This window comes from Frankia sp. AiPs1 (assembly GCF_023716945.1).
Classification (GTDB): Bacteria; Actinomycetota; Actinomycetes; order Frankiales; family Frankiaceae; genus Frankia.
The window spans coordinates 1-1,127 of record NZ_JAMQQF010001002.1 but is presented as its reverse complement, the minus strand read 5'-3'; the positions used below and the strand labels follow the sequence as shown (position 1 = coordinate 1,127).

The following is a 1,127-nucleotide window of genomic DNA, read 5'->3' as shown; positions in this document are numbered from 1 at the left end:
GGCCGGCGGCGCGGCGGCCCGGCGGCCGCTGACGGGCGCCCAGCTCGCCGGCTGACGCCGTGACCGTCGAGGCCACCGTGCCAGCCCCAGGACCATCCACCGTGCCCACTCCAGCCTCGACGCCCGCCACAGGGCCGGCGTCCCCCACAGCCTCGGCGTCCCCCACAGCGACGGGGTCCCCCACAGCGACGGTCTCCTCCACAGGGCTGACCGCCGCGGTGACGAGCTGGCCGGAGCTGATCGGCGCCCTGCTCGCCCGCGAGTCCCTGAACTCGGCGCGGACCGCCTGGGCGATGGACCAGATCATGGCCGGCGCCGCCTCCCCCGCCCAGATCGCCGGATTCGCGGTGGCGCTGCGCGCCAAGGGCGAGACGGCGGCCGAGATCGGCGGGCTGATCGCGGCGATGCGCGCCCATGCTGCCCCGCTGAGCATTCCCGACGACGTGCGGCTACGCGCGGTGGACACCTGCGGGACGGGCGGCGACCGGTCCAACACGGTCAACCTGTCCACGATGGCGGCCCTCGTCGTGGCCGGAGCGGGCGTCCCCGTGATCAAGCACGGCAATCGGGCCGCGTCGTCCGCCTGCGGCTCGGCCGACCTGCTCGCCGAGCTCGGGGTCGTCATCGACCTGCCGCCGGCCGGGGTCGAGGCGAGCCTGCGGGCCGCCGGCATCGCCTTCTGCTTCGCCCGGATCTTCCACCCGGCGATGCGGCACGTCGGCGGCCCCCGCGCCGAGATCGGCGTGCCCACGGCCTTCAACATCCTCGGCCCGCTGACCAACCCGGCCGACCCGGGCGCGCAGGCCATCGGGGTCGCCGACGCCCGCCTCGCGCCGGTCGTCGCGCAGGTCCTCGCCGACCGCGGCACCCGGGCACTGGTCTTCCGCGGCGACGACGGCCTCGACGAACTCACCCCGACGACCACCTCCACCGTCTGGGTGATCCCCGGCGGGACGGTCGGGGAAGCGGCTGCGCCGCCCCGCCGCGAGCAGTTCGACCCGCGCGACGTCGGCATCCACGTGCCGGACATCGCCGCTCTGCGCGGCGCCGACGCCTCCCACAACGCCGCTGTGACCCGGGCGCTGCTCGCCGGCGACCCGGGCCCGGTCCGCGACGCGGTGCTGCTG

General features: G+C 76.8%; 1 protein-coding gene and 1 pseudogene. One reads left to right on the top strand and one right to left on the bottom strand.

Going from position 1 to position 1,127, the window contains the following annotated elements; genetic code table 11:
* Nucleotides 1-184 (bottom strand): annotated as a pseudogene (locus ND748_RS32470) (hypothetical protein); the annotation flags it as partial.
* 34 nt (nt 185-218) lie between these two features.
* Between ND748_RS32470 and trpD the strand changes: the two are divergent.
* Nucleotides 219-1,127, top strand: a 909-nt coding sequence (trpD, locus tag ND748_RS32465; protein ID WP_251750081.1) for an anthranilate phosphoribosyltransferase, incomplete at its 3' end; no start/stop codon positions are given.